Origin of the sequence: Rhodanobacter lindaniclasticus (assembly GCF_004799035.1) — a bacterium.
In the GTDB taxonomy this organism is placed as follows: domain Bacteria; phylum Pseudomonadota; class Gammaproteobacteria; order Xanthomonadales; family Rhodanobacteraceae; genus Rhodanobacter; species Rhodanobacter lindaniclasticus.
This window is the reverse complement of sequence record NZ_MWIO01000026.1, coordinates 142,220-166,540: the sequence shown is the minus strand read 5'-3', so window position 1 is coordinate 166,540 and position 24,321 is coordinate 142,220. Positions and strand designations below refer to the sequence as shown.

The following is a 24,321-nucleotide window of genomic DNA, read 5'->3' as shown; positions in this document are numbered from 1 at the left end:
CATCGCCCGCGAGCGGACCCCTACGGGCGGTTTTCATCGTGCTGTTGATGCTGGGGGGATTTGCCCACGCGCAGGCGATCGAGCCGATGCCGTTCGCCAATCACGCGCAGGAGCTGCGCTTCCAGCATCTCACCCATCAGCTGCGTTGCCCGATGTGCCAGAACGAAACCCTGGCCGATTCCAACGCGCCGATCGCGCGCGACTTGCGCAACCAGATCTTCAAGCTGATGCAGCAGGGCAAGAGCGACGAGGAGATCAAGCAGTACCTGGTCGCACGCTATTCGAATTACATCCTGTACGACCCGCCGCTGAGGCCGGGCACCGTGCTGCTCTGGTTCGGCCCGCTGGCGATCCTGCTGGCCGGTGCCGGCGTGGTGTTGGTGGCGATCCGCAAACGCAGGCGCGAAGGCGTTGAAACAACGACCGTCGGCGACAGCGCCGACAACGGGGAAGATTGGTGAAAATCGCCTTTATCGTGGTGGCCGCGCTGATGGTCGCGCTGGCGCTGGCTGCCCTGCTCGTGCCGCTGGTGCGCGAAGGGCGCCGCTCCGGCCACACGCGCGGCGTGTTCGTGCTCTGCCTGGCCATCGCCCTGCTGCTGCCGCTGGGCGCCGGCGTGCTCTACTTGAAGGTCGGCACGCCGGCGGCGCTCAACGGGGTCCCCGCGCAGGCGCAGACGCCGATCAGCCTGCCGCAGGCGATCGCCCAGCTGCGCGAGCACCTGGCGCAGCAGCCCGACGACCAGCAAGGCTGGATGCTGCTGGCGCAGACCAGCGCAATGATGCGCCAGCCCGGTGACGCGCGTGACGCGTGGGACCACGTGCTGAAACTCGATGCCAACAACGCCGAGGCGATGGTGGGCTGGGCCGAAAGCGATTCGATGCTGCGCGCCGACCACCAGATCGATGGCCGCGCCCGCGACCTGCTGCAGCGTGCCGTGAAGCAACATCCGGACAACCAGCGCGGGCTGTGGCTGCTGGGCATCAGCGACTTCCAGCGCGGCGACTATCGCAGCGCCGCCGCCACCTGGCGCCTGCTGCAACCGCAGCTCGAACCCGGCTCCAGCGTGGCGAAGTCCGTCGCCGAGCAGATCGCCATCGCCGACGCCCGCGCCGGCGGCGCCCCGGCCGGTGCCTCCAGCAGCGCCGCGGCGGCCGTGCCTGCAGGCGCCTCGCTGCAGGTCAACGTCACCCTCGCGCCGGCGCTGCAGGCCAAGCTGGCCAAGGGCGACGTGCTCTACGTCTACGCGCGCGCGCCCGATGGCCCGCCGATGCCGCTGGCCGTGGCCCGGATCGAGCCGGTCAAGCTGCCCGCCACGGTCATCCTCAACGATGCCATGGCGATGACGCCCGCGTACAAGCTGTCGTCGGTCGCGCGGGTTTTCGTCGGCGCGCGGATCAGCCACGACGGCCAGCCCACCGCCGCGCCCGGCGACCTCGAAGGCGATGCCGGCGTGGTCCAGGTCGCGCGCAAGACGCCGGTCGCCATCACTATCGACAAGGTGCGCTGACGATGGGCGATGCGCGCCGGTATCTCGACCTGCCCTCGCCGTTTCCGATGAAGCGCGGCGGCGAGCTGCACGGTGCGCACGTCGCCTACGAAACCTGGGGCACGCTGAACGCGGCGCGCGACAACGCGGTGCTGGTGCTCACCGGGCTGTCGCCCAGTGCGCACATGACCTCGTGCGACGAGGACCCCTCGCCTGGCTGGTGGCAGGACATGGCCGGTCCCGGCAAGGCAATCGACACGGATCGCTGGTTCGCGATCTGCGTGAACTCGCTGGGCAGCGACAAGGGTTCCACCGGCCCGGCTTCACTCGACCCGGCCACCGGCGAGCCCTACCGACTGAGCTTTCCCGAGCTGGCGCTGGAGGACGTGGCCAACGCCGCGCATGCCGTGGTCGCCAGCCTCGGCATCACGCAGCTGGCCTGCCTGATCGGCTGCTCGATGGGCGGCATGAGCGCGCTGGCCTACATGCTGCTGCACCCGGGCAGCGTGCGCGCGCACATCAGCGTGGATACCGCGCCGCAGGCGCAGCCGTTCGCCATCGCGATCCGTTCCCTGCAGCGCGAGGCGATCCGCCTCGACCGGCACTGGAACGAAGGCGTCTACGACGACGCCAACTACCCGGACATCGGCATGAGCATCGCGCGCAAGCTCGGCGTGATCACCTACCGCTCGGCGATGGAGTGGAACGGCCGCTTCGCGCGCATCCGGCTCGATCCGGAGCAGCGCGAGGACGAACCGTTCGGCCGCGAGTTCCAGGTGGAGTCCTACCTCGAAGGCCACGCCCGGCGTTTCGTGCGCACCTTCGATCCCAACTGCTACCTGTACCTGTCGCGCGCCAGCGACTGGTTCGACATCGCCGAATACGGCCACGGCAGCGTGCAGGAAGGGCTCAAGCGCATTTGCATCGAACAGGCCATGGTGATCGGCGTGAGCACCGACATCCTGTTTCCGCTGCAGCAGCAGGAGCAGATCGCCGAAGGCCTGCAGGCTGCCGGCGCCAAGGTGGAATTCGTGGCGCTGGATTCGCCCCAGGGCCACGACGCTTTCCTGGTGGACATCGAGCACTACAGCCCCGCCATCGGCGGATTCCTGAACCGCCTGGCGGCCGCGCCATCGCCGCGCTGGTAGACTCTGGCCGCCCTCGCCCATCCGAGATCGTCATGCTCACCCTGGATTTCCCCGGCAGCCGCACCCTGATCGACGCGATCGACGCCGCCGTGGCCAAACCCACCACCCACGAACTCACCGACAGCCTGCGCCAGAGCCTGTGCCGGCTGATCCGCGAGCAGGCGGTGCGCCTGCCCGAATGCGTGTTCGAGGCCAACCCGGAACACTACGCCCGTCGCGAGCTGTACCGCAGCGAGGAGCACGGCTACTGCGTGGTGGCGATGACCTGGGGCCCCGGCCAGGGCACGCCGATCCACGACCACGACGGCATGTGGTGTGTCGAAGGCGTCTGGAACGGCGCGCTGGAGATCGTGCAGTACGAACTGCTGGAACATGACGCGCAGCGCTACTGCTTCCAGGCGGTCGGCTCGATCCAGGCCGGCGCCGGCTCCGCCGGTAGCCTGATCCCGCCGCACGAATACCACAGCATCCGCAACCCCAGCGACGACGCCGTCACCGTCAGCCTGCACGTCTACTCCGGCCCGATGGTTCGCTGCTCGGTATTCCAGCCGCTGCCCGAAGACCGCTGGTACGGCCGCGACGTGCGCCAGCTGGGTCTCGACCGCGTGCACTGAACCCGGCATAATTCCCCGCTCACGCATGCCGGTGTGGCGGAATGGTAGACGCGGCGGACTCAAAATCCGCTTGTGGTGACACAGTGGAGGTTCGAGTCCTCTCACCGGTACCAGTGACTGAAAGGCCCCTTTCGGGGCCTTTGTTTTGGTCCGCAGATCCTGTCACGCGGCTGAGACTGCCCCAGGTTCGGCCTCAAGTCGGCCAAGTCTGCACATCGAACACAGCAGCCACACGATCATCCCGGCGACGAGTTCACCGTCGGTCAGGTCGCGGCTGGCCTGCTTCACGCGCTCGCGGCCTTTCTTGCCGAAGAGATAGCGGATGTTCTTTAGACATAATCGCCTGCAAGCGCGCTAACGAATAGGCTCGCGGCGGTCTTCGCCCCGGCGATTTCGGAGCGAACATCCGCCCGCTGCAAGTCCAGCTTCCGCATCTTGCCGTTGCTTTCTGCCACTGCCCCAATCCGTCGGTAGTTGCTGCCGTGGGTTTCGGCGTAGAGCGCCAAGCCCTTCAGCTTCGGCAGTGCGTCGCTGAGATGTGTTCCGTGCGGATCAACGATGTCGGCAACGATATTGCCGCGGTCATCTTCGGCGAAGAACAGGAAGTCAGGCCGCATGATCTTGTACTGGTCGTCTTCCTCGTAGGCGATACCCAATGAGTCTTGGCTTGGCCGGTTCGGATTGCGGTACCAGCACTTGAAGCCTTTGCGCTGCGCCTCCGCCTTCAACACGGCAACTTCCCACTTGTCCATTTCCGCTGGAAACCTGCCATGCACGTCGCACAGCATGTGGTTTTCGTAGGTAGGCAGCGCCGTCTCGCGCCCGTCTGCCTCACGCACTGCGGTGTCAGCCATCCATTCACTGGGTTTCACCAAATCGACGTCCTGCGGCGCGGCGCTCAGGCCGGCGATCTGGCGGTAGGCTTCCTGCCGTTCGTCCGACAATTTCCTGATCGCGTCGCGGTACTTTGCCAGCCACGCGTTGGACAGCTTCTCGGCTTCGGCATTGAACAGCACCTGCAAGTTCTCCAGCAGGCCGATCGCCGCGATGTCCTCGCGGGCTTCGATCAACGCCCCCTCGAAATCGTCCTCCGCGTCATCATTCGCGGCAGCCCGATGTTCGGTGTAGGTACGAGCAATGTCGGGGCTAAGGATGCGTGCCGAACGCCGGTAAGCGTCATTCGTCACCGTATCGTCCGCGTCGGTGATGAAATCGCTTGGTGTCACCTGCGCCGTCCGCAGGTCAGCCAGAAACGTCCGCCCCTCGACCGTCAGTACCGCCTCGCGCTTCGTTGCGAACTCGTCGCTCCGTTCGGCAAGAAGCGCGTCCAGCACCTTGTGCATTTCCGCGTGCGCCTTTTTGCCGGCGCCGACAAGGATGCCATCGAATGCCAGCTCATGGGCCAGCGCGGTCAGGCGTACGGGCGGCTTGGCGCCACGCTGCGGCCGGGTTTGCGACGACAGCGATTCGAATTTCTGCCAGATCCCATCCGTCACCGCCGGGTTGGGCTTCATCGTCTCGGGGTTGATCAGCACCCGGCCGACCGGTGGCGTGTCGCTGCCACCTTCGATCAAGGCCTTGGCAACGGCCTTGACGGTGTCTTCGTCGAAGTACGGCAGCAGGCAGTCCACCGCGTTCAGCCGCTCGTTGCCGGGAATGCGCCGCGCCAGGGGCGTGCGCACCATGCGGCCGAGCAACTGCGTGATGTGGGTGCGATCGACCGCATGGCGCAGCGACACCATCACCTCGGCGCGCGGACAGTCCCAGCCGGTGCTGATCGCATCCTTGGCGACCACGATACGCACCCATTTCTGGTCCTGTATCTGCTCCGGCGACAGGTAGGGCACCGAGTACGGTCCAAACGATTCCTTGGCGTGCTCGCCAAACACGTTCACCACCGAATCGTGAGGCAACTGTGGCCATGCATCGAAAATCGTGTGCAGCCAGCGCCCGATGTCGTTGGGGTTGGGCGAATTGGGCACCTGCAACACCATCAGCGGCACCACCGTTTCAGCATCGTCCTGCTGCTTCGCGTAGGCCGCCCACGCGGCGGTCGATTCTTTGAGTTTCTCGGCTGCCCGCTTCACGAGCACGGTATCGAACCGGCCTTCCTCATTGGGAATATCCAGCGCGATCGTGTCCTTCAACAAGCCGGAGTCGCGCACACGCGAAGAATCCACCACCACCGATGGCAGGATGGCGCGATCCTTGGCGCCTTCCATCGCCTCGTCGAAACGTTCGGCTGTGGCGGAGATGCCCAGCACCACCGGAATGCCCGGCACGCCTTTGTCGCCGTCGATCAGGCGCCGCACCAGGGTGGATCGCTCCTTCTGCACGGCAGCGCCAGGGTTGCCCATGCCGCGATGCGCTTCATCCAGCACCAAGTACAACGTCAGCGTCGGGTCTTCGATGGTGTTGCGGATGGTGTCCCAGATGGTATTGGAGTGCAGGTCAGGCCGCGCCTCGAACAACTGGCCATCGGCGTCGCCCTCGAAGCCGCGCACCAGCAGGCTTTTCTTGCCGAGCTTCTGGGTGTTGAGGAAGTAGATCTTCCCGCGCTCGAACGTGGCGCGGCTGAAGGCGTTCTCCACCACCACAAGGCCGGTACGCTGCAAACGATCGGACGATTCCATCAACCGGAACCGCGTCTGTTCGTTGAGCGCGGGGTCGTCACTGAACCAGATCACCACCGCCGTCGGATCGGCGTCGAAGTCGTAGTTGTCGTCGCCCTGGAACAGCGCCTCGAACACGGCCGCGGCCATCACGGTCCTGCCGGCGCCGGTCGCGGAGATGCCGAACATGGCCGCCGAGAGAATTTACTCGTTGTACTTACGATATGACCCCTTGAAACGATCTACGGGGTACTTGACGCCATTTGCGATAAGTTTCCTTTTGACAACCCCATCAATATCGATGCCCACGTCATGCACGAAATAGGTGAGAAGAATACAAATATCAGCGATCTCCTCTTCAATTTTGTCACGCATCTCCACGGAACGTTGGGCCAGTTCTGAATCTGGCGTCCATTGAGTTATCTCAGCCAACTCCGCGGCTTCTACCGCGAGAGCGACTGAAAGCGTACGAAGTGTATGAAACTGATTCCAATCGCGCACCGATCTAAAATCGAGAACGGCTTTCTTCACCTCAGGGTTGTCTATGATACTCATGGCATGAACCTGTTTTCGTTGTGCCAGCGCAGAGCTTCGCGATCCGGCTGATCGCCAGGCTGCTTCGGCAATCGTTCCAACTCTTGACCATCGAGCCGATAGTAGGCCTTTCCATTGAAGTACAAATCTCTTATCCGAGAACTAACGCTAATGCGATAGTCTGGCCGAACAGTGACCAAACCGAGGTCAAATAGCTTATGGAAATCGGAACGAAGTAGCAGGCCGTTCGAAGTTCTGTGTTGACCATGGTCGGCGTAAGGTCTGATATGCGCGGCCTCAAGTACGGGTAGAGTCGACTCGCCCGTTAGCGCACATCTGCGATCATAGGCATCTAGCACAAGCGTGCGGAATGCGCCTTGCCCCAATCTCCCTCGTTGAAGAAACGCCTCACCGTAGCGAGGTGATTCCTCATGCACGCCAGCTGAGTGAGCAACGGCGCGCAAAGCTGGCTCAATCTGCGCCCAGAGTGCGGCGCCATTCTCTTCGGCGGAGTCGTATTGCTTTCCCACCATGATCGGGTTCGGGAACAACCCGTCAACCGGAATCCAATCCTTTCGTGGAAAATAGAACACGTCCGAGACAACCGTGCACCCAATTTGGCGATTTGCCGTTGCCGCGGCACGCGCGTTTGAACTAATAAGACTTTCAAAATCTGCATATGTAGCCGAACCATTCTCTTCGCCAAAAAAGTCCCACGCCTGCGATAGTGGAAGCGTCGTGTAATTTGAGAAAAAACCTCCACCAACGACGTGGTTGTATGGACGCTTCAGCTTGAAAAGGAACGGCGTACCTGCAGGCAAGGTGGTAAATGGGGGGCGGGCCGATGGCTGCCAGAAATTGACCTCATCAAGTCCCCGAGTGCTGACAAACTCGTACCAACGATTATCCGTCACGCCTAGCCAGAATTTCATTCTTTCACTCCAAGCCCAGTCTGTACGGCGGGTCGATGTAAATCGCATCTACCTTGCCGCGATGCGTGAACGTGAGCGCCTTCAACACGTGGTAGTTCTCGCCGTTGATGACGGTGTGGTACAGCTTGTCACCGCCGCGTTCGACCTTGCCGGTAGCGATGAGGCCGGGATAAATCGTGTCGCGGAACTCCACGACTACCACCAAGTCGTCAACCGCGGCCGTCAACGTCTCCGGCTCGTTGGCATCGAGCAACGCCAGCTCTGCGACCCTGTCGGCGTCCTGTTTGTGGATGCGCGTGACCAGCCACAGGCGCGGGTCGCCCTTGAGCGTCGAGCCACGCTCGGGCAACACGCGGACCTTGTCACCCTTGCGCACAGGGCGCTGCGGCAACTCGACCGCTTCCGGACGATGCCGCTCGAAGTTGAGCCCGAACGGCAGCCGCGACGAAAGCGCCCTGAACTCCCGTTCCAGGTCCGCGCCCATCTGCGGGTCTTTTGCCTTGGCTTCGGCAATCAAATCGGTCAGTCGTGACACGGTGTCCCCTTCATGGATTTACTGGCTGCCGGAAGCATTTTGTAATAGGTGACAGCGTCGTTGCCGGCGCGGATGAAACCTTCCAGCCCGTGCACGGCCAGGTTGATGTCGGCAGTCATGGATCAGTCTTTCCGGCTTGCGGTGTTGCCATAGGGCAGCACGGGATGGTCGTCGCTGGTGAGCAGGCGAACGAAGTTGGGGTGCAGGAACAGCTTTTCGCGTCCGACCTTGACCTCCACCAGCATGCCGAGGTCGGCCAGCTGCTTGAGGTAGACGGAGGCGGTCTGGCGCTTGGCAATGCCGCCGTCCACCAGGTTCTGGATGCGGCAGTACGGCTGCACGAACAGCGCATCGACCAGCTCGCGGCTGTAGATTTTCGGCGCGTGCGTGCGCACGAAATCGGTGGCCTGTGAGTGCAGGGCCTGGATCGCGCGGATCTTGTCGCCGGTCCAGCGCGCGGTCTGGGCGACCGCATCGAGCATGAAGGCGATCCAGTCCTGCCACGCGCCGTCGCGGGTGACGGCAAGCAGCAGGCGGTAGTAGTCGATGCGATGGCGCAGGATGTGGCGGGACAGGTACAGCACGGGCTGATCCAGCAGCCCATGCTCCACCAGCAGCAGCAGGTTGAGCACGCGGCCGGTGCGGCCGTTGCCGTCGAGGAACGGGTGGATGGCCTCGAACTGGTAATGCGCGACGGCCATGCGGATCAGCGGATCGATGTCCGTGGCGTCATGGATGAAACGCTCCCAGTTGGCCAGCTTGTCGCGCAGCAGCGCCTCGCCCTGGGGCGGGGTGTAGACGACTTCGCCGGTGGCGGCATTTTTGAGCGCGGTACCGGGGACGCGGCGGACATCCATGTCGCGGTTCTTCAGGCGGCTGCACACGCGCACGGCGGTGCCGGTGCCGAGCGGGCGCTCGGCCAGCGAATCGAAGCCCTCGCGCAGGGCGGCGCGGTAGCTCAGCGCTTCCTTGGTGGCCGGATCGGCGGCCTGCTCGTCCTGGGCGAAGCGGAACAGGGCATCGCTGGTGGTGACGATGTTCTCGATCTCGCTGCTGGCCTGGGCTTCCAGCAGCGGGATGGTATTGATGAGGACGGCTTGATTGGGAATGGCGGCGCCGATGCTCTTGAGCTCGGCCAGCGCAGCGCGTGCCTCGATGCAGGCCTTGAGCAGCGCCCGCGACTCGATGTCGGCCGTCGGCGGGAGCGCCGGCAGGTCATCAAACGGGCGAGTGGGATCGAAAGGCATGTCGATGGATTCCGGCGGCATCGACACGTTTTGGTGACATGTCGAAGGCCTAAACATTAGCCCATGAAATGTCGAAAAACAACTTTTTAATCAACATATCAAGCCAACATGTCGATGAATCGGAACAAAGCAAGCTTCGAGCAGTGAACGCCAAGGCCGCTATTCAGTGCCCCTACAACTCGCGCACCACGCGGAAGCCCACGCGGCCGCTGCGCACATCACCCTCGGCACCCTGACGGTAGGCCGAGATCACCTGCGCGGGCGAGCTGCCCCAGGAGCCGCCGCGCAGCACGTGGGCACGGCAACCCGGGTTGATCCATGCGCTGCCGTCGTCGGGGGCGCGGATGTAGTTGTCGTGCCAGCAATCGGCCACCCACTCGGAGACGTTGCCGTCCATGTCGTACAGCCCGAACGGATTGGCGACGAAGCTCATCACCGGCGCCGGGCCCCAGTAGCCATCGCGGTAGCCGCGAAAGGCATTGCTCCAGCGACGCCCGCTGTGCGAGCGGTCGCCGGAGCCGGTCAGGTTCTCCACGTTGCGATTGGGCGCCGCGTCGCCCCACCAGTAGCGACTGGTGGTGCCACCGCGCAGCGCGTACTCGAACTCCGCTTCGCTGGGCAGGCGATAGTGTTTGCCGGTGCGCTCGCTCAGCCATTTGGCGTAGGCCACGGCATCGTTCCACGAGACGTTCACCACCGGCAGGTCGTCCTCCGCCTTGCGGCCGGCGTAGTCGTCCTGCCAGCTGGCGTTGGAATCGTCGCGCATGGCGCCGCTGCGCTCGTCGTACACGCTGGCCCCGCCAAGCCGGCTGGAGTCGGGTACGTAGCCGCTGGCGCGCACGAACTCGCGGAATTCGCCCACGCTGATTTCCGTGCGCGCGATGGCGAAGCCCTTGGCCAGGGTGGCCCGGTGCTGCGGCAGCTGGGCGTCGGTACGGTCCTCGTTGTCCGCCGCGGCGCCCATCAGGAACGAGCCGGTAGGTACCACCACCATCGACGGGGCCTTGCCGGGCAGGTCGACGTAGCGATCGGTGAACACCTGGCCCGGTTTGTAGTTCGCATATAGGCGCGCGTTGGTCAGCTGCTCGTCCACCTGCGCCAGCTCGGGCAGGTCGGCATCGGTGGCGCGCGCCTGCGCGACCAGTCTCGTCGCCAGTTCGAGGTTGCCGCCATCCAGCGCCAGGCGCGCCTGCGCCAGCACCCCGCTGGCGCGCTGGCGACGCATGTCGTCGATGCGCTGCTGCACGTCGTGCATCTGCTGCGAACCCGGGCGGACCGCCTGCGCCCGGGCCAGCTCCCGTTCGGCACCGGCGAAATCGTTCTGCGCGACCGCCGCCAGGGCGCGGTCAAGCACTGCGCGCTGAACCTGGAAAATCCCCTGCTCGGCCACCGCGTTCTGCGGATCGAGCTGCTGCACCTGGCGGTACAGCTCCAACGCGTTGTCGCCCTCGGGCTGGTCGGCCTTGCCCTGTTGCAACAGCGTTGCCGCCGCGGCCAGCATCGGGCGCACGGTGGCCAGGGTCTTGAGGTTCTCTTCCAGCTGCGCGACCTCCTGCTCCGCATTGGGCAGGGTGCGCAAGGTATCGAGCAAATCCTCCGCCGCATCGACGTCACCGACCGCGATGTCCTGGTCGATCTCCGCCACCAGCCTCGCGCGCACATCGAACAGGCCCTGCACCGCGCGTCGATTGTCCGGCTGCTCCTTCACCGCCTGCATGAACAAGGCGGCGGCACTCTCGGGATCGCCGGCCAGCTGGCCGGCGCGGAACGCCTTGTCCGCCCGCGCCAGCAGCTCCCTCACCTGCGGTGATTCGGCCGACTTCTGCTCGGGCAGGTTGGCGTTGTTGCGGTTGCGCGCCACGATCACTGCGGTCGGCGCCAGCGTCAGCGGCGGGCCGGCATTGAGTTCGTTGATCGCCGCCACGCGCTGCGGCGGCAGGTTGCCGCTCGGCAGCGTGCCGCCCAGGTTCATCGCCCGCTGCGGTATCTGCCCGGGAGCCACATGGAACCATTGCGGGAAAAAGTGATACGTCAGCGCGACGCCCAGCACGATCATGCCCAGCGCCCCACCGAAGAAACGCTGACGGCGCAGGATGACATTGCGTGGCATGGATGGGCGTCCCGGTTGCGGCCTGTTATCGTGCCAAGGAGTTCGAGCGTTGGAAACCTTCGCGACGGAGATCGTTGCAGCGTCATTGCCGGCCAACGACACCCGAAGCCATTCTCGCCGATACGCCGGCTGGGCACGCGTCACGCCCCGCCCGGCCACCGGACGATTCGTTTTCACCCGGATCCCATTCACCATAGGCACAAACCACCGGCAGGGCAATCCGCGCCGGCACCCTGCGAAGGAGCCCCGATGTCGCTGTCTCAAACCGCCGCTGCCGACTGGATCGACCAGCCCGACGCGTTGCAATCCTGGCTTGCCGCCCTGCCCCCGGACGCGGCCATCGGCCTCGACACCGAATTCATGCGCCGCGACACGTTCTACCCCCAGCTGGCCCTGCTGCAACTGGGCTGGAATGGCCGCCATGCGCTGGTCGATCCGCTGGCCTTCCCGATCGGCGCGGCGCTGCAGCCACTGCTGGGCGCAGGCGAGGCGGTGACCGTGATGCACAGTGCCAGCGAGGACCTCGAGGTGCTGGCGCCGCTGCTGCCGGCCGGTCCGCACCAGTTGTTCGACACGCAGATCGCCGCCGCCTTCGCGGGCATGGGCCTGGGTGTCAGCTACCGCGCGCTGGTGGCTGAGCTGGCCGGCGTGGAACTGGACAAGGGCGAAACCCGCTCGGACTGGATGCGCCGGCCGCTGACCTCCTCGCAATGCAGCTACGCCGCGCTGGACGTGGTCTACCTGAAGACCATCCACGAACAACTTGCCGAGCGCCTGCAGCAACGCGGGCGCAGCGACTGGCACGCGCAGGATTGCGAACGCCTCAAGCGCCGCGTGCACCGCGAAGGCGACCTGCAACCCCAGCGCGCCCTGCGCGCGGCGGCGGATTGGGCGCCAACGGCACAGGCGCGTCTGCGTCGGCTCCTGCTGTGGCGCGACAGCTGCGCCCGCCGCCTCGACGTACCGCGCCCGTGGCTGCTGGACGACACCCTCGCCCTCAGCCTGGCGCAGCAGCCACCGGCGACGCTGGCTGAGCTTGAGCAGCGCGCCCGTGGCCAGCGTGCGCTGCGCTCCGCCCAGCGCAACGAACTGTTCGAGGTGCTCACGCCCGCCGTCACCACGGAGGAAATCGACGCCACCGCCCGCATCCCCGGCCATCCGCAGGGCGTCGCCAAGCAGGCCCTGGCGGCGATGAAGCAGTCGGTCGACACACTCGCCGCCGAACTCGACCTGCCACCCGGCCTGCTGTGCCCGCGCAAGCTGCTGGAGGAATACGTGGTCACCGCCGAATGGCCGGATTCCCTCGAGGGCTGGCGCCACGATCTGCTGCATCCACGCCTCGCCAACCTGCTGCCCGACCGCCCTGCGACACGCCAGGCAGTTGCCAAGGCCTCGTCCGGCGATTAAGATACGCGGCTTCCCACGGGGTGTAGCTCAGCCTGGTAGAGCGCTACGTTCGGGACGTAGAAGTCGCAGGTTCAAATCCTGTCTCCCCGACCAAGTTGCATGAAAAAAGCCGGCCTCGTGCCGGCTTTTTTTGTGCCCTCGCCCGAACGGGTCGATGCTCCTCGTCGCCATGTTGCCTCGGGTTCGACGTTGCGGACGATCGAGATCGATCCACGACGTCGGTAGGCCGATGCTCAGGCGGCGCGCTCGGCCCTGGTCAGGATGCCGAGCAGGTCGGCCAGCTTGTCGCGCATCTCGCGGCGATCGACGATCAGGTCGATCGCGCCATGGTCGAGCAGGAACTCCGAGCGCTGAAAACCTTCCGGCAGGGTCTCGCGCACGGTCTGCTCGATCACGCGCGGACCGGCGAAGCCGATCAGCGCCTTCGGCTCGCCGATGTTGATGTCGCCCAGCATCGCCAGGCTGGCGGAGACGCCACCAGTGGTCGGGTTGGTCAGCACGCTGATGTACGGCACGCCGGCGTCGCGCATGCGTGCCAGCGCGGCCGAGGTCTTGGCCATCTGCATCAGCGAGAACAGCGCCTCCTGCATGCGCGCGCCGCCGGTGGCGGAAAAGCACACCAGCGCACTCTTGTCGGCCAGCGCGCGTTCGGCGGCGCGGGTGAACTTCTCGCCGACCACCGAGCCCATCGAGCCGCCCATGTAGGCAAACTCGAACGCCACCGCCATCAGCGGCCGACCTTTCAGCCGGCCGCTCATCGCGACCATGGCGTCCTTCTCGCCCAGCTTCTTCTGGGTGGCGATGATGCGGTCGCGGTACTTTTTCGAATCACGGAACTTCAGCGGGTCGGCCGGCTCCATGCTGGCCCACAGCTCCTGGCCCGAACCCTCGTCCAGCAACGCGCCCAGCCGCGCCCGCGCACTGATGTAGTGATGGTGGCCGCACTTGGGACACACCATCAGGTTGCGTTCCAGCTCGGGCCGGTACAGCACGGTACCGCAGCCCGCGCACTTCTCCCACACGCCCTCGGGTACCGAGCCCTTGCCGCCGCCCGCCGGAAGCGTGCGGGTACGCGGATTCATGATCTTTTGCAGCCAGTTCATCGCAATACCTCAAACGTTCGAGGCGGCCGGGTCGACCGCCTCAGCGTGCATCCAGCGCCGCGCGGATCGGCTGCAGGAAGCTGCGCGCACGACCCACGATATCCGCCGCATCCGTCGCCCCCGCCAGGCTCTCGACCAGCGCGCTGCCGATGACCACCGCGTCGGCAAACCCGGCGATCGCCACGGCACTTGCCGCATCACGGATACCGAAACCCACCGCCACCGGCGTGCCGGCGAGGGCCCGGACTTCGGCAACGCGCGCGGCAATCTCGTTGACGCTCAACTGCGCCGCCCCGGTAACGCCGGCGAACGATACATAATACAGGAAGCCTTCCGCCGAACTGCACAACTGCGCCATACGCGCGGGTGCGGTGGTGGGTGCGGCGAGCAGGATCTGCTGCAGCCCCGCCTCGCGCAGCGGTTGCAGCATGGCCGACTCCTCCAGCGGACAATCGACCAGCAGCACGCCGTCGACCCCGGCTGCCACCGCCTCCCGCGCGAAGCGCGCGTAGCCGTGGGTCTCCAGCGGGTTCAGGTAGCCCATCAGCACGATCGGGGTTTCCGCATCGCGCTGGCGAAAGGCATGCACCCAGCCCAGCACCTGCGTGAGCCCTACACCCTTGGCGATCGCCCGCTCGCTGGCGTGCTGGATCACCGGACCATCCGCCATCGGATCGGAAAACGGCACGCCCAGCTCGATCAGGTCCGCTCCCGCTCCCACCAGCGCATGCATCATCGCCACCATGTGCTGCGGCGACGGATCACCCGCGGTGACGAAGGGGATCAGGCCGGTGCGGCCGGCAGTTTTCAGCGCGGCGAAGCGCCGATCGATGCGGCTCATACCTCCACTCCTTCGCGCGCGGCAATCGTGTGCACATCCTTGTCGCCGCGACCGGACAGGTTGCACAGCACGATGCCGTCCCTGGGCAACTCGCGCGCCAGCTTGATCGCCTGCGCCACCGCGTGGCTGGATTCCAGCGCAGCCAGGATGCCCTCGCTGCGCGCCAGCAGGTGGAACGCCTCCAGTGCCTCGTCGTCGGTGATGCCGACGTACTCGGCGCGGCCGGCATCTTTCAGGAACGCGTGCTCGGGACCGACGCCCGGATAGTCCAGGCCGGCCGAGACCGAGTGCGTTTCGGTGATCTGGCCGTTGTCGTCGCACAGCACGTAGGTGCGGTTGCCGTGCAGCACGCCGGGCCGACCGGCCGCCAGCGACGCGGCATGATGCCCGGTGGCGATGCCCTCGCCCGCCGCTTCGGCGCCGACGATGCGCACGCCGGCGTCGTTGAGGAACGCATGGAACAGGCCGATCGCGTTGGAGCCGCCGCCGACGCAGGCGGTCAGCACGTCGGGCAGGCGGCCATATTCCTCCAGCATCTGCGCGCGCGCCTCGCGGCCCACGATCGCGTTGAAGTCGCGCACCATCAGCGGATACGGGTGCGGCCCGGCCACGGTGCCGATGATGTAGAAGGTGTCGGCCACGTTGGTGACCCAGTCGCGCATCGCCTCGTTCAGCGCGTCCTTCAACGTCTTCGAACCCGAAGTCACCGGCACCACCTCGGCGCCGAGCAGCTTCATGCGGTAGACGTTGATCTTCTGCCGCTCGATGTCGGTGGCGCCCATGTAGACCACGCACTTCAGGCCCAGCCGCGCGGCCACGGTGGCACTGGCCACGCCGTGCTGGCCGGCGCCGGTCTCGGCGATGATGCGGGTCTTGCCCATGTTGCGCGCGACCAGCGCCTGGCCCACGGTGTTGTTGATCTTGTGCGCGCCGGTGTGGTTCAGGTCTTCGCGCTTGAACAGGATGCGCGCGCCGCCGACCTGCCGCGACAGCCGTTCGGCGTGGTAGATCGGGCTGGGCCGGCCGACGTAGTGCTGCAGGTCGCGATCCAGTTCGGCGAGGAAATCCGGATCGGCACTCAGCCGTTGGTACGCCTCGCTCAACTCGGCCAGCGGCGCCATCAGCGTCTCGGCGACATAGCTGCCGCCATACTCGCCGAAACGGCCGTGGGCGTCGGGGTAGGCGTTGAAGTCCGCAATCTTGCTCATGGGGTCACTCGGGGATGGGCCTGCCGCGCTGCGGCAAGCGATCATCTTAGCGGATAGCTCACAGATAACGCCGGATGGTTTCCCGGAACTCGGCCCGTTGCTCGGGCGTGAGCGCGCCGAGTATCCCGCGCCGCCCGGCGGGAATGTGTGCGGCGGGGTTCTCGTCGCCGAAGACGTAGTGATCCAGCATGTCTTTCCACGCCGCCCGCTCCGCCGGCGGCAAGGCGCGGAACACGAGAATGCAATGCATCAGGCAACCCAGCGCCGTGGCCGGCGCCTCGGCACCGGCCGGCACCGGCTTCCACCAGTAGTTCACCAGCGCGTTGATCTGCTCCAGCGACTCGACGTGGTGCCACCACATCGGCGGGATGTAGATCGCGTCGCCGGGATGCAGCTCGGCCACCTGCGCTTCGGCCAGCGCATCCTTCAGGCGGGGGAAGCGCGGATCGTCGGGACGATCGAGCCGGGCCATGCCGATCGCCGCGCCGGTCGGCGCGAAATCGAGCGGACCGATGTAGAGGTTGCGCACCTGTTCGGGTGCAAACAGGGTGAAGCGCCGCACCCCGCACACCACGCAGGCGATGTTGTGATATTCGTCGAAATGCGCCGGCGTGGTGACCTTGTTGCCGATCCAGATGCGCGGCTGGATCGCCTTCCCGATGAATGGAATCGCGTGGTCGTCCAGCAGACCGGGCAGGCAGTCGGCGATCAGCGCGCTCTGCATGGCCAGCCCCGGCGGATTGTCCTGGCGGCTGCAGGCCGCCAGCCGCTGCAGGCCCCGGGTGATCGAGACCCGGTGATGCGCGTAGTTGAAGCCGTCGACATCCGCGTTGTAGCCGATCACGCCGCCCTCGCCTGCCGGCATCAGCAGCGCATCGACCTCGCTGCCGTTGTCGAGCTTCGCCAGGCCTTGGGCAAACGCCGTGTCCGATTGCCGCGACCACGCCACCATCGGCCAGTCGCGGCACAGGCCGCGGATGACCAGCGGGCGTGCACGATCCAGCAGCTCGGCGAGCCCGAGCGACTGTCCGGCACCCCGGTATTCCTCGATCACGCCCGGCATGCCACCTGTTCCGCATCGGCCGCACGCACCGCGCGAATGAAGGCTTCGAGCCGCGCCGCATCCTTGATCCCCGGTGTCGATTCCACCCCGCTGGCCACATCCACCGCCCACGGGCATACCGTGCGCACCGCATCGCCGACGTTGCCGGCATGCAGTCCGCCGGCCAGGATCATCGGCTGTGCGAGGTCGCCCGGCAGCAACGACCAGTCGAACGCCCTGCCGCTGCCGCCCGCCTCGCCCGCCGCATGGCCGTCCAGCAACAGGCCGGCGGCGCGGGGGTAATCGCGCAGGCGCGGCAGCGCAGAGGCCCCCTCGCCCATCGCGATCGCCTTCAGGAAGGGACGACCGAACTGTGCGCACCAGTCATCGCTTTCGCGGCCATGAAACTGCAGCAGCGTGGGAGCGACCTCATCAACCACCTGCTGCACCCGCGCCGTCGCGTCGTCCATGAACAGGGCGACCGTGGCGATGAACGGCGGCAGCGCCGCGACGATCTCGCGCGCACGCGCCAGCGTCACCCGCCGCTTGCTGCGCGTGGTGAACACCAGGCCGATCGCATCGGCGCCGAGCCGCGCGGCGAGCAGCGCGTCCTCGACGCGAGTCATGCCGCAGCATTTGATGCGGGTCATTGGCTCACCTCGAGCGGCAATCCCCAGTGTGCCTCGTAGCGCGGGCCAACGAAGGTCAGGCCGGACGCCGCTGCCGTGGGCCCGGCCACCTGCCGGTCGCGGCCGGCCAGCAATTCACCCAGCCATTCCACCGGTTGCTCGCCACGGCCGATCAGCAGCAGCGAGCCGACGATGTTGCGCACCATGTGGTGCAGGAACGCATTGGCTTCGATGTCGACGAACACCTGCTCGTTCTCGCGCCGGACGCCGACCGCCAGCACGCTGCGGCGCGGGTGCGGCGCCTGGCAGGACAAGGCGCGGAACGCGCTGAAGTCGTGTTCGCCCAGCAAGGCCTGTGCGGCTTCGTGCATGCGCGCGGCGTCCAGCGGCAGGCGCTCCCAGGTGACGTAGCGAGCGTCCAGCGCCGCGCGCACCGGCCGGTTGAGAAGGTGGTAGCGATAACGGCGGCTGCGCGCGGAGAAACGCGCATGGAAACTGTCCGGCACCGGCTGCGCCCACAACACGGCCACGCTGGTCGGCAGGTTCGAGCAGGCGCCGAGCACCCAGCCCCGCATTTCGCGGCGCGCGTCGGTATCGAAATGCACCACCTGGCAACGCCCGTGGACGCCGGCGTCGGTGCGGCCCGCGCAACTCACCTGCACCGGATGGTCCGCGACCCTCGTCAGCGCCTGTTCGACCGCACCCTGCACGCTCACCCCTTCGGTCAGGCGCTGCCAGCCGTAGAAATCGGTGCCGTCATACTCGATGCCGAGGGCGATGCGCATGGATGCCGCAGATCTTCAGGAAAGCGTCAAAGATTAGCAGGCGGGCGACGCCCATCCGCCGAAAAGAAATCGGGCCGGCAAGGCCGGCCCGGTTTTCATCCCGCGCGCGAGGCGCCCTCAGCCCAGACCGTCGAGCAGTTTGCGCGCCACGTCACGCTGCATCTGGCTGCCTTCCTTGAGAACTTCGCCGAGCATCGCGCGAGCACCATCGGCATCGCCCATGTCGAGATAGGCGCGCGCCAGGTCGAGCTTGGTATCGACCGGATCGTCGCTGAACTCGACCGATTCCGCCGCGGGCGCGCCGGTTTCCGGCGCATCCCACGAAGCCTTCGGCTCGGCGTGCGGCTTGACCACGGTCACGTCGTCCGCCGTTGCCGGCGGCGGCGTGCGCGATTCGCCCGCCGCGGGCTGGGTCAGGTCGAAATCGAAACTGTACCCGGTGACCTTCTTCCCGCTGGCAGGCAGCGAGGGCGGCAGCGAGGAAACCACGGTGGGCGCATCGCTGTCGTCGGCATAGTCGTCGATGTCGAACGCCTGCGCCGCCTCGGGATCGACGTCCGCGGGTTCCGCATGGTGGTCGAACAAGGGGTGTTCCGGCGCGAGGTCCTCGCCCATGTGCACCACGTCCTGCCACTCGTCCTGCGCCGGATCGGTAATGTGCGCATGCATCGCCTCGGCCGCGGCCTCGAAGCGCTCCACGTCACGCCGCGAGTAATACAGGGTGACCAGCTCGAGATGCAGGTAGATGTCGTCCGGGTGCTCGGCCAGCTGGTCGAGCAGTTGCTCCTGGTCGGTATCGCCATCGGCAAGCAGGTCGTCGTCATCCGCCGGCGGCGTGGCTCCGAAACGATCCGCCAGGGAGGACCCCGCCTTGGCCGCAGCAGCGGGCTTGCGGCGACGACCGAGGACAGCCAGCAGGATCAGCACGATCACCGCACCGGCTGCAGCGGCCCAGGCCCAGGTCTGCATGTACCACGGCTGCTCCACCACGCGAGCGGGAGCGGACGCGGGCACGGGCGTCGCTGCAGGCTCGGTCGCAGCGGTTGATGCGGCTGCCGGTGCCGGCGTGACGACAGCCGCCGTGCCGGCCATGGCCAGCGACGCCGACCCGGCCGATGCCGGCGCCATGCCCGCCACCGAAGCCGCGGGCGCGACGCCGGAAGCGGAGGCTGCCGAAGCCAGTGGGCTCTCGCCGACCTCGGCGCTGCTGCCCGCGGTCGCCACCACCGGTTCCACTGCCAGAGGCTCGGCGGCGGCCGTGCCGGCAGCGGCCGGGGCGGTAGCCGGGGCGCCGGAGGCCTTGCGTGCCGCGGCCAACTTGGCCTGCAGTTCGGCGATCTCGCTGTCCTTCAGCGAAAGCAGGTGTTCGTTCTTGGTGTTGATGTCATTGAGGTCTTTCAGCCGCGCCTTCAGGTCATCGCTCTGCTGCTTCAGGCTGGCCAGGCCCTCGCGGCTGCGCAGCAGCTCGTCGCGCAGGCTGGCGGCCGACTGGTCGGCCTTGCCGGCGGACTGTCCACCGGCCGCGGCGCCACCCGCCTGCGGAGGCACCAGGGCCAGTCGGTCCTCGTTGCCGGCCGTGCCGGTGGTGGGCGAACCCGAGGAGGAGGCACGCGTGGCGGCGTCCGCCACCACGGCGGGGCTGCCCGGCGTGCCGGCGCGCCAGTCGCTGTTCTGCCGGCTCACCTCGGCCGCCGCCGCAGCCAGGGTCATGGCCTGCGCCTCGGAAGCGGTGGGCACGCGCAGCACCACGCCGCTCTTCAAGGCATTGATGTTGTCGCGGTAGAACGCATCGGGGTTGGCCTGCTGCAGGGCCAGCATCATCTGGCGCACGTCGACCCCGGCCGGTGCCACGCTGCGGGCGATACCCGACAGCGTCTGCCCGCTCTGGACCGGGAAACGGCCATTCTGGACGGCCGCGGGAGTCGGCGCACGGGTGACCGGCGCCGGCTGCGATGCCTTGGCGGGCGCACTCTGCGCGGGACGGGGGGTCGGGCTGGCCTGACGCGGCGACACCGCGGGAGCCGGAGCCGCGACCGCCGCGACCGCCGAATGCGTCCCGGGCGGATCGAGCAGGATCGCGTACTCCCGTACGCTGGGCCCGTCCTTTCCGTCCACTTCAATGAGGAGGTCGAGGTAGGGATCGTTCACCGGCACGCTGCTGGTGATGCGGATCACCGGATGCGCGCCGGCGGCCACGCTGAAATGCAGCGGAATATCGGTGCGCCCGCCCACGATGCCGGCCCGGGCGAACTGCTCGCTGGAGGCGAGCTTCACCGTAAGGCCCTGCAATTCGGCCGGGTTGGCCGGGTGCAGCGGAATCTCCGCCAGCAGCGGCTGTCCCAGCGCCGACTTGACCTGGACCTGACCCAGGTCCAGTGCCAGGAGCTGACTGCTCCCCAGCGCCAGTGCCACCAGCATCGACAACTTCAACGAACGATTCATGCATGATCCCCCGAACAATCCCTGACGCTTTCTTGTTGAAAAGATGCCGCCACCAAGGCGGCGGCCGCGTCACCGTGCCGCCACTTTAGTTACAAGAAGGGCAATCAACAATAGCTGCGGCGAATACTTGCGACACATTGCTGCTGCCGGTTCTTGCCCCGGGCGCGACTTCATGGCTGGTCGGCAGGCGCCTCGGCCCGCAACTTCGACAGCTGGCGGCGCAACTCGGCTATTTTCGCATCCTGCTGCTCCAGCTGCCGGCTGGCGCGCTGGCTGGCCGATTCCTGGCGCGCCACCTCCTTCTGCAGACGCGTCACCTCGACCTGGTCGTGCTGCATGCGCTGCCGCACGGTCGGCAGCACATGCGCGGACGCCGAACTGGCGCGGGCCACGCCGGCCGGCGGTGCGGCCCAGGCCGGCGCGCCCAGCAAGATGCCGATGACGGCGAGAAGTGGCGGGACAGGCATGGTCAGAGAAAATCCTCGATCAGCAACTCGGCAATCTGTACCGCATTCAACGCCGCACCCTTGCGGATGTTGTCCGAGACGACCCACAGGTCCAGCCCGCGCTCGTGCGAGATGTCCTCGCGGATGCGCCCGACGAACACGCCGTCGGTGCCCGCGGCCTGCGCCACCGGGGTCGGATAACCGGCCGGCTTGCGCTCGTCCATCAGCACCACGCCCGGCGCCTGGCGCAGCAGCTCGCGGGCCTCGTCGACGGTGATCTTGTCGCTGGTCTCGATGTGCACCGCCTCGGAATGGCCATAGAACACCGGCACGCGTACCGCGGTCGGGTTCACCTGGATCGACTCGTCCTCCAGGATCTTGCGGGTCTCCCACACCAGCTTCATCTCTTCCTTGGTGTAACCGTTGGGCTGGAAGTCGTCGATCTGCGGGATCACATTGAACGCGATCTGCACCGGAAATTTCTTGCCCGGCTCCACGCTTTGGAAGTTCAGCAGGGCCGCGGTCTCGCGCCCGAGCTCCTCCATCCCGCTGCGGCCGGCACCGGAAACCGACTGGTAGGTGGCCACGTTGATCCGCTCGATCTGCACGGCGCGGTGGATCGGCGCCAACGCCACCAGCATCTGCATGGTCGAGCAATTCGGGTTGGCGATGATGCCGCGGTTGGTGTACTGGGCGATCGCGTGCGGGTTGACCTCGCTGATCACCAGCGGGATGTCGTCCTGATAGCGGAACTCGGAAGTGTTGTCGATCACCACCGCACCGGCCGCCGCCGCCCGCGGCGCGTGCTCGCGGCTGACCGAGCCGCCGGCGGAGAAGAACGCGATGTCCACGCCGGCGAAATCGTAACCGTCCAGCAACTGCACGGTGACCTGCTTGCCGCCGAAGGAGATCCGCTCGCCGGCCGAACGTTCGCTGGCCAGCGGCACCAGTTCGCTGACCGGGAACTCGCGCTCGGCGAGGATCGCCAGCAGGGTTTCACCGACGGCACCGGTGGCGCCGACCATGGCGACCTTGTAACTGCTCTTCTGACTCATGGGATGGTCTGCTCGGGAGAAAGAGGCGTACCGCTTACAGCACGTTCGGATTGACGATGTTGGGCGGCCGTCCGGCATGGGGGCCGTGGCCGAACAGCGCCAGCACATTGTCCACCGCCACCGAGGTCATCGCGCGGCGGGTTTCGGTCGTGGCGCTGGCGATATGCGGGCTGAGCACCACGTTGTCGAGCGTCAGCAGTGCCGGATGCAGCTTCGGTTCGCCCTCGAACACGTCCAGCGCCGCGCCGGCCAGGCGGCGGTCGCGCAACGCCGCGGCCAGCGCGGCGTCGTCGACGATGCCACCGCGGGCGATATTGATCAGCAGCGCGGTCGGCTTCATCAGAGCCAGTTCAGGCGCGCCGACGGCATGCCGGGTGCGCGGGGTCAGCGGCAAGGCCAGCACCAGGAAATCGGACTCGCCCAGCAACTGCGCCTTGTCGACGTGGCGCGCGTGGCAGGCGCGCTCGACCGCCTCGGGCAGTGGCGAGCGGTTGTGATAGATCACCGGCATGCCGAAGCCGACCGCGCGATGGGCAATGGCCTGGCCGATGCGACCCATGCCGAGGATGCCCAGGGTGCGACCACGCACGTCGCTGCCCAGCCAGGCCTTGAACTCGGTCGCATGCCAGTGGCCGGCGCGCAGCCAGCGCTCTGCCGCGGTCATGCGCCGGGCCGCGCCCAGCAACAGCGCCCAGGCGTAGTCCGCCACGCTCTCGTTGAGCACGTCGGCGGTGTTGGAGACCGCGATGCCGGCGGCGCTCATCGCATCGACGTCGATGTTGTCGTAGCCCACCGCCAGGTTGGCCACGATGCGCAGGCGCTCGGCGGCACCGACTTCGGCCGCGCCGATGCGGTCCTTGAGGCCCACGATCACGGCGTCCTGCCTCGCCAGCCGGGCGGCCAGTTCGGACGGACCGAGCTTGCGTTCGGTGTCCTCGACAGTCACCTCGAAATGCGGCTCCAGCCGGGCAATGACACCGGGGAAGGTGGGGCGGGACACCCAGACGCGCGGCTTGTCGGTCATCGAACGATTCCGGTGGCGGTGGTTGGACCTCAGGCGATGCGTGGCGCCACCGGCCCCACGTCGCCGCACTGCGCCCGATGGCGCAAGGCATGGTCCATCAGCACCAACGCCACCATCGCTTCGGCGATGGGCGTGGCGCGGATGCCGACGCAGGGGTCGTGCCGCCCCTTGGTGACCACGTCCACCGGCTCGCCGGCCAGGTTCACGCTGTGGCCGGGAATCAGGATGCTGGACGTGGGCTTCAACGCGATGGAAGCGGTGACCGGCTGGCCACTGCTGATGCCGCCGAGGATACCGCCGGCATGATTGGACGTAAAGCCGTCCAAATGCATCTCGTCGCGATGTTCGCTGCCGCGCTGGGCGACGGCGGCGAAACCGTCGCCGATCTCCACACCCTTGACTGCGTTGATCGACATCAGCGCCGCGGCGAGGTCGCCGTCCAGCTTGCCGTAGATCGGTTCGCCCCAACCCGGCGGCACGCCGTCGGCGACCACGTTGACGCGCGCGCCGACCGAGTCACCGGACTTGCGCAGCTTGTTGATGTAATCCTCCAGCGCCGGCACCTGGGCAGCGTCGGGCCAGAAGAACGGGTTCTGCTCCACCGCCTCCCAGTCGAACGCGTCCGGCACGACCCCGCCGATCTGCGCCAGATAACCGCGCACGCGCACACCGTGATGCTCGGCCAGCCACTTCTTGGCGACCACCGCGGCAGCCACGCGCATGGTGGTCTCGCGCGCCGAGGAGCGCCCGCCGCCGCGCGGGTCGCGGATGCCATATTTCTGCCAGTAGGTGTAGTCGGCATGACCGGGGCGGAAGGTCTGCTCGATCTCGCCGTAGTCCTTGCTGCGCTGGTCGGTGTTGCGGATCAGCAGCGCGATCGGCGTACCGGTGGTCTGGCCCCGGTAGACCCCGGAGAGGATCTCCACCTCGTCCGCCTCGTGCCGCTGCGAGGTGTAGCGGCTGCGCCCGGTGGCGCGGCGCTCGAGATCGTGGCGAAACTCCTCCGGCGCGATCGCCAGCCCCGGCGGACAGCCGTCGATCACGCAGCCGATCGCTGGCCCGTGGCTTTCGCCGAAGGTGGTGACGGTGAACAGCTTGCCGAAGGAATTGCTGGACAT

At 66.9% G+C, this 24,321-nt stretch carries 23 protein-coding genes and 2 tRNA genes; 7 read left to right on the top strand and 18 right to left on the bottom strand.

Annotated features, from left to right (window positions below; genetic code table 11):
* Window positions 1-35 precede the first annotated feature (35 nt).
* The 5 genes from B1991_RS09475 to B1991_RS09455 all read left to right on the top strand — a co-directional run bounded on the left by B1991_RS09475 (window position 36) and on the right by B1991_RS09455 (window position 3,364).
* Window positions 36-461: a cytochrome c-type biogenesis protein gene (locus B1991_RS09475; RefSeq protein WP_425466667.1), complete on the top strand. Its 426-nt coding sequence runs from the start codon at window positions 36-38 to the stop codon at window positions 459-461.
* The gene (locus B1991_RS09470) at window positions 458-1,510 is read left to right on the top strand and encodes a tetratricopeptide repeat protein (protein ID WP_136258475.1); all 1,053 of its coding nucleotides are present in this window, start codon (window positions 458-460) and stop codon (window positions 1,508-1,510) included. Before B1991_RS09475 ends, B1991_RS09470 begins: the two co-directional genes overlap by 4 nt.
* A gap of 2 nt (window positions 1,511-1,512) precedes the next feature.
* Window positions 1,513-2,637, top strand: a complete 1,125-nt coding sequence (gene metX, locus B1991_RS09465; RefSeq protein ID WP_136258474.1) for a homoserine O-acetyltransferase MetX — start codon at window positions 1,513-1,515, stop codon at window positions 2,635-2,637.
* 32 nt (window positions 2,638-2,669) lie between these two features.
* Window positions 2,670-3,251 carry a cysteine dioxygenase family protein gene (locus B1991_RS09460; RefSeq protein WP_136258473.1) on the top strand — a complete coding sequence of 194 codons (582 nt, stop codon included), beginning with the start codon at window positions 2,670-2,672 and terminating at the stop codon, window positions 3,249-3,251.
* A gap of 27 nt (window positions 3,252-3,278) precedes the next feature.
* Window positions 3,279-3,364, top strand: a tRNA-Leu gene (locus B1991_RS09455).
* A gap of 216 nt (window positions 3,365-3,580) precedes the next feature.
* Here the strand turns inward: B1991_RS09455 and B1991_RS09450 are convergent.
* The 7 genes from B1991_RS09450 to B1991_RS09425 all read right to left on the bottom strand — a co-directional run bounded on the left by B1991_RS09450 (window position 3,581) and on the right by B1991_RS09425 (window position 11,221).
* Window positions 3,581-6,052 carry a DEAD/DEAH box helicase family protein gene (locus tag B1991_RS09450; protein ID WP_136258472.1) on the bottom strand — a complete coding sequence of 824 codons (2,472 nt, stop codon included), beginning with the start codon at window positions 6,050-6,052 and terminating at the stop codon, window positions 3,581-3,583.
* Between the two features lie 15 nt (window positions 6,053-6,067).
* Window positions 6,068-6,418: a MazG-like family protein gene (locus B1991_RS09445; RefSeq protein WP_136258471.1), complete on the bottom strand. Its 351-nt coding sequence runs from the start codon at window positions 6,416-6,418 to the stop codon at window positions 6,068-6,070.
* A complete protein-coding gene (locus B1991_RS09440; RefSeq protein WP_168709609.1) occupies window positions 6,415-7,329 on the bottom strand; it encodes an HNH endonuclease in 915 nt (304 codons plus the stop codon). Before B1991_RS09440 ends, B1991_RS09445 begins: the two co-directional genes overlap by 4 nt.
* Before the next feature lie 4 nt (window positions 7,330-7,333).
* Entirely contained in the window at window positions 7,334-7,864 is a 531-nt protein-coding gene (locus B1991_RS09435; RefSeq protein ID WP_246031120.1) for a hypothetical protein, read from the bottom strand.
* Window positions 7,852-7,983: a hypothetical protein gene (locus B1991_RS19085; RefSeq protein WP_281280539.1), complete on the bottom strand. Its 132-nt coding sequence runs from the start codon at window positions 7,981-7,983 to the stop codon at window positions 7,852-7,854. The genes B1991_RS09435 and B1991_RS19085 overlap by 13 nt, the downstream gene beginning before the upstream one ends.
* 3 nt (window positions 7,984-7,986) lie before the next feature.
* Window positions 7,987-9,111, bottom strand: a complete 1,125-nt coding sequence (gene fic / locus B1991_RS09430) for a protein adenylyltransferase Fic (RefSeq protein WP_136258469.1) — start codon at window positions 9,109-9,111, stop codon at window positions 7,987-7,989.
* A gap of 172 nt (window positions 9,112-9,283) precedes the next feature.
* Window positions 9,284-11,221 carry a formylglycine-generating enzyme family protein gene (locus B1991_RS09425; RefSeq protein WP_136258468.1) on the bottom strand — a complete coding sequence of 646 codons (1,938 nt, stop codon included), beginning with the start codon at window positions 11,219-11,221 and terminating at the stop codon, window positions 9,284-9,286.
* A gap of 249 nt (window positions 11,222-11,470) precedes the next feature.
* On the opposite strand from B1991_RS09425, the gene rnd reads away from it, so the two are divergent.
* Window positions 11,471-12,628 (top strand): ribonuclease D, encoded by a 1,158-nt coding sequence (gene rnd / locus B1991_RS09420; RefSeq protein ID WP_136258467.1) that lies wholly within the window; start codon window positions 11,471-11,473, stop codon window positions 12,626-12,628.
* A gap of 16 nt (window positions 12,629-12,644) precedes the next feature.
* Window positions 12,645-12,721, top strand: a tRNA-Pro gene (locus tag B1991_RS09415).
* Between the two features lie 140 nt (window positions 12,722-12,861).
* Here the strand turns inward: B1991_RS09415 and accD are convergent.
* The 11 genes from accD to aroC form a co-directional block, all read right to left on the bottom strand.
* On the bottom strand, window positions 12,862-13,731 hold the full coding sequence (gene accD, locus B1991_RS09410) for an acetyl-CoA carboxylase, carboxyltransferase subunit beta (protein ID WP_136258466.1): 870 nt from the start codon (window positions 13,729-13,731) through the stop codon (window positions 12,862-12,864).
* Window positions 13,732-13,771: 40 nt separating this feature from the next.
* Window positions 13,772-14,572 carry a tryptophan synthase subunit alpha gene (trpA, locus tag B1991_RS09405; RefSeq protein ID WP_136258465.1) on the bottom strand — a complete coding sequence of 267 codons (801 nt, stop codon included), beginning with the start codon at window positions 14,570-14,572 and terminating at the stop codon, window positions 13,772-13,774.
* Complete coding sequence (gene trpB / locus B1991_RS09400; RefSeq protein WP_136258464.1) at window positions 14,569-15,780, bottom strand: tryptophan synthase subunit beta; 1,212 nt, start codon at window positions 15,778-15,780, stop codon at window positions 14,569-14,571. Before trpB ends, trpA begins: the two co-directional genes overlap by 4 nt.
* Before the next feature lie 58 nt (window positions 15,781-15,838).
* A complete protein-coding gene (locus tag B1991_RS09395; RefSeq protein ID WP_136258463.1) occupies window positions 15,839-16,843 on the bottom strand; it encodes a cupin-like domain-containing protein in 1,005 nt (334 codons plus the stop codon).
* On the bottom strand, window positions 16,831-17,472 hold the full coding sequence (locus B1991_RS09390) for a phosphoribosylanthranilate isomerase (protein WP_136258462.1): 642 nt from the start codon (window positions 17,470-17,472) through the stop codon (window positions 16,831-16,833). Before B1991_RS09390 ends, B1991_RS09395 begins: the two co-directional genes overlap by 13 nt.
* Window positions 17,469-18,236, bottom strand: coding sequence for a tRNA pseudouridine(38-40) synthase TruA (gene truA / locus B1991_RS09385; protein WP_136258461.1), 768 nt, complete (start codon window positions 18,234-18,236; stop codon window positions 17,469-17,471). Before truA ends, B1991_RS09390 begins: the two co-directional genes overlap by 4 nt.
* Window positions 18,237-18,353: 117 nt before the next feature.
* The gene (locus B1991_RS09380; protein ID WP_136258460.1) at window positions 18,354-20,678 is read right to left on the bottom strand and encodes a motility hub landmark protein FimV; all 2,325 of its coding nucleotides are present in this window, start codon (window positions 20,676-20,678) and stop codon (window positions 18,354-18,356) included.
* A gap of 170 nt (window positions 20,679-20,848) precedes the next feature.
* Window positions 20,849-21,145, bottom strand: coding sequence for a hypothetical protein (locus tag B1991_RS09375; protein ID WP_136258459.1), 297 nt, complete (start codon window positions 21,143-21,145; stop codon window positions 20,849-20,851).
* Window positions 21,146-21,147: 2 nt separating this feature from the next.
* A complete protein-coding gene (locus tag B1991_RS09370; RefSeq protein WP_136258458.1) occupies window positions 21,148-22,179 on the bottom strand; it encodes an aspartate-semialdehyde dehydrogenase in 1,032 nt (343 codons plus the stop codon).
* Between the two features lie 34 nt (window positions 22,180-22,213).
* Entirely contained in the window at window positions 22,214-23,203 is a 990-nt protein-coding gene (locus B1991_RS09365; protein ID WP_136258457.1) for a 2-hydroxyacid dehydrogenase, read from the bottom strand.
* Window positions 23,204-23,232: 29 nt separating this feature from the next.
* Window positions 23,233-24,321 carry a chorismate synthase gene (gene aroC, locus B1991_RS09360; RefSeq protein ID WP_136258456.1) on the bottom strand — a complete coding sequence of 363 codons (1,089 nt, stop codon included), beginning with the start codon at window positions 24,319-24,321 and terminating at the stop codon, window positions 23,233-23,235.

Excerpts from the sequence above, each read along its gene's own strand:
- metX (WP_136258474.1), top strand. The coding sequence starts at position 1,513 with ATGGGCGATGCGCGCCGGTATCTCGACCTGCCCTCGCCGTTTCCGATG.
- B1991_RS09460 (WP_136258473.1), top strand. The coding sequence starts at position 2,670 with ATGCTCACCCTGGATTTCCCCGGCAGCCGCACCCTGATCGACGCGATC.
- B1991_RS09450 (WP_136258472.1), bottom strand. The coding sequence starts at position 6,052 with ATGTTCGGCATCTCCGCGACCGGCGCCGGCAGGACCGTGATGGCCGCG.
- B1991_RS09445 (WP_136258471.1), bottom strand. The coding sequence starts at position 6,418 with ATGAGTATCATAGACAACCCTGAGGTGAAGAAAGCCGTTCTCGATTTT.
- B1991_RS09440 (WP_168709609.1), bottom strand. The coding sequence starts at position 7,329 with ATGAAATTCTGGCTAGGCGTGACGGATAATCGTTGGTACGAGTTTGTC.
- B1991_RS19085 (WP_281280539.1), bottom strand. The coding sequence starts at position 7,983 with ATGACTGCCGACATCAACCTGGCCGTGCACGGGCTGGAAGGTTTCATC.
- fic (WP_136258469.1), bottom strand. The coding sequence starts at position 9,111 with ATGCCTTTCGATCCCACTCGCCCGTTTGATGACCTGCCGGCGCTCCCG.
- B1991_RS09425 (WP_136258468.1), bottom strand. The coding sequence starts at position 11,221 with ATGCCACGCAATGTCATCCTGCGCCGTCAGCGTTTCTTCGGTGGGGCG.
- rnd (WP_136258467.1), top strand. The coding sequence starts at position 11,471 with ATGTCGCTGTCTCAAACCGCCGCTGCCGACTGGATCGACCAGCCCGAC.
- accD (WP_136258466.1), bottom strand. The coding sequence starts at position 13,731 with ATGAACTGGCTGCAAAAGATCATGAATCCGCGTACCCGCACGCTTCCG.
- trpA (WP_136258465.1), bottom strand. The coding sequence starts at position 14,572 with ATGAGCCGCATCGATCGGCGCTTCGCCGCGCTGAAAACTGCCGGCCGC.
- trpB (WP_136258464.1), bottom strand. The coding sequence starts at position 15,780 with ATGAGCAAGATTGCGGACTTCAACGCCTACCCCGACGCCCACGGCCGT.
- B1991_RS09395 (WP_136258463.1), bottom strand. The coding sequence starts at position 16,843 with ATGCCGGGCGTGATCGAGGAATACCGGGGTGCCGGACAGTCGCTCGGG.
- B1991_RS09390 (WP_136258462.1), bottom strand. The coding sequence starts at position 17,472 with ATGACCCGCATCAAATGCTGCGGCATGACTCGCGTCGAGGACGCGCTG.
- truA (WP_136258461.1), bottom strand. The coding sequence starts at position 18,236 with ATGCGCATCGCCCTCGGCATCGAGTATGACGGCACCGATTTCTACGGC.
- B1991_RS09380 (WP_136258460.1), bottom strand. The coding sequence starts at position 20,678 with ATGAATCGTTCGTTGAAGTTGTCGATGCTGGTGGCACTGGCGCTGGGG.
- B1991_RS09375 (WP_136258459.1), bottom strand. The coding sequence starts at position 21,145 with ATGCCTGTCCCGCCACTTCTCGCCGTCATCGGCATCTTGCTGGGCGCG.
- B1991_RS09370 (WP_136258458.1), bottom strand. The coding sequence starts at position 22,179 with ATGAGTCAGAAGAGCAGTTACAAGGTCGCCATGGTCGGCGCCACCGGT.
- B1991_RS09365 (WP_136258457.1), bottom strand. The coding sequence starts at position 23,203 with ATGACCGACAAGCCGCGCGTCTGGGTGTCCCGCCCCACCTTCCCCGGT.
- aroC (WP_136258456.1), bottom strand. The coding sequence starts at position 24,321 with ATGTCCAGCAATTCCTTCGGCAAGCTGTTCACCGTCACCACCTTCGGC.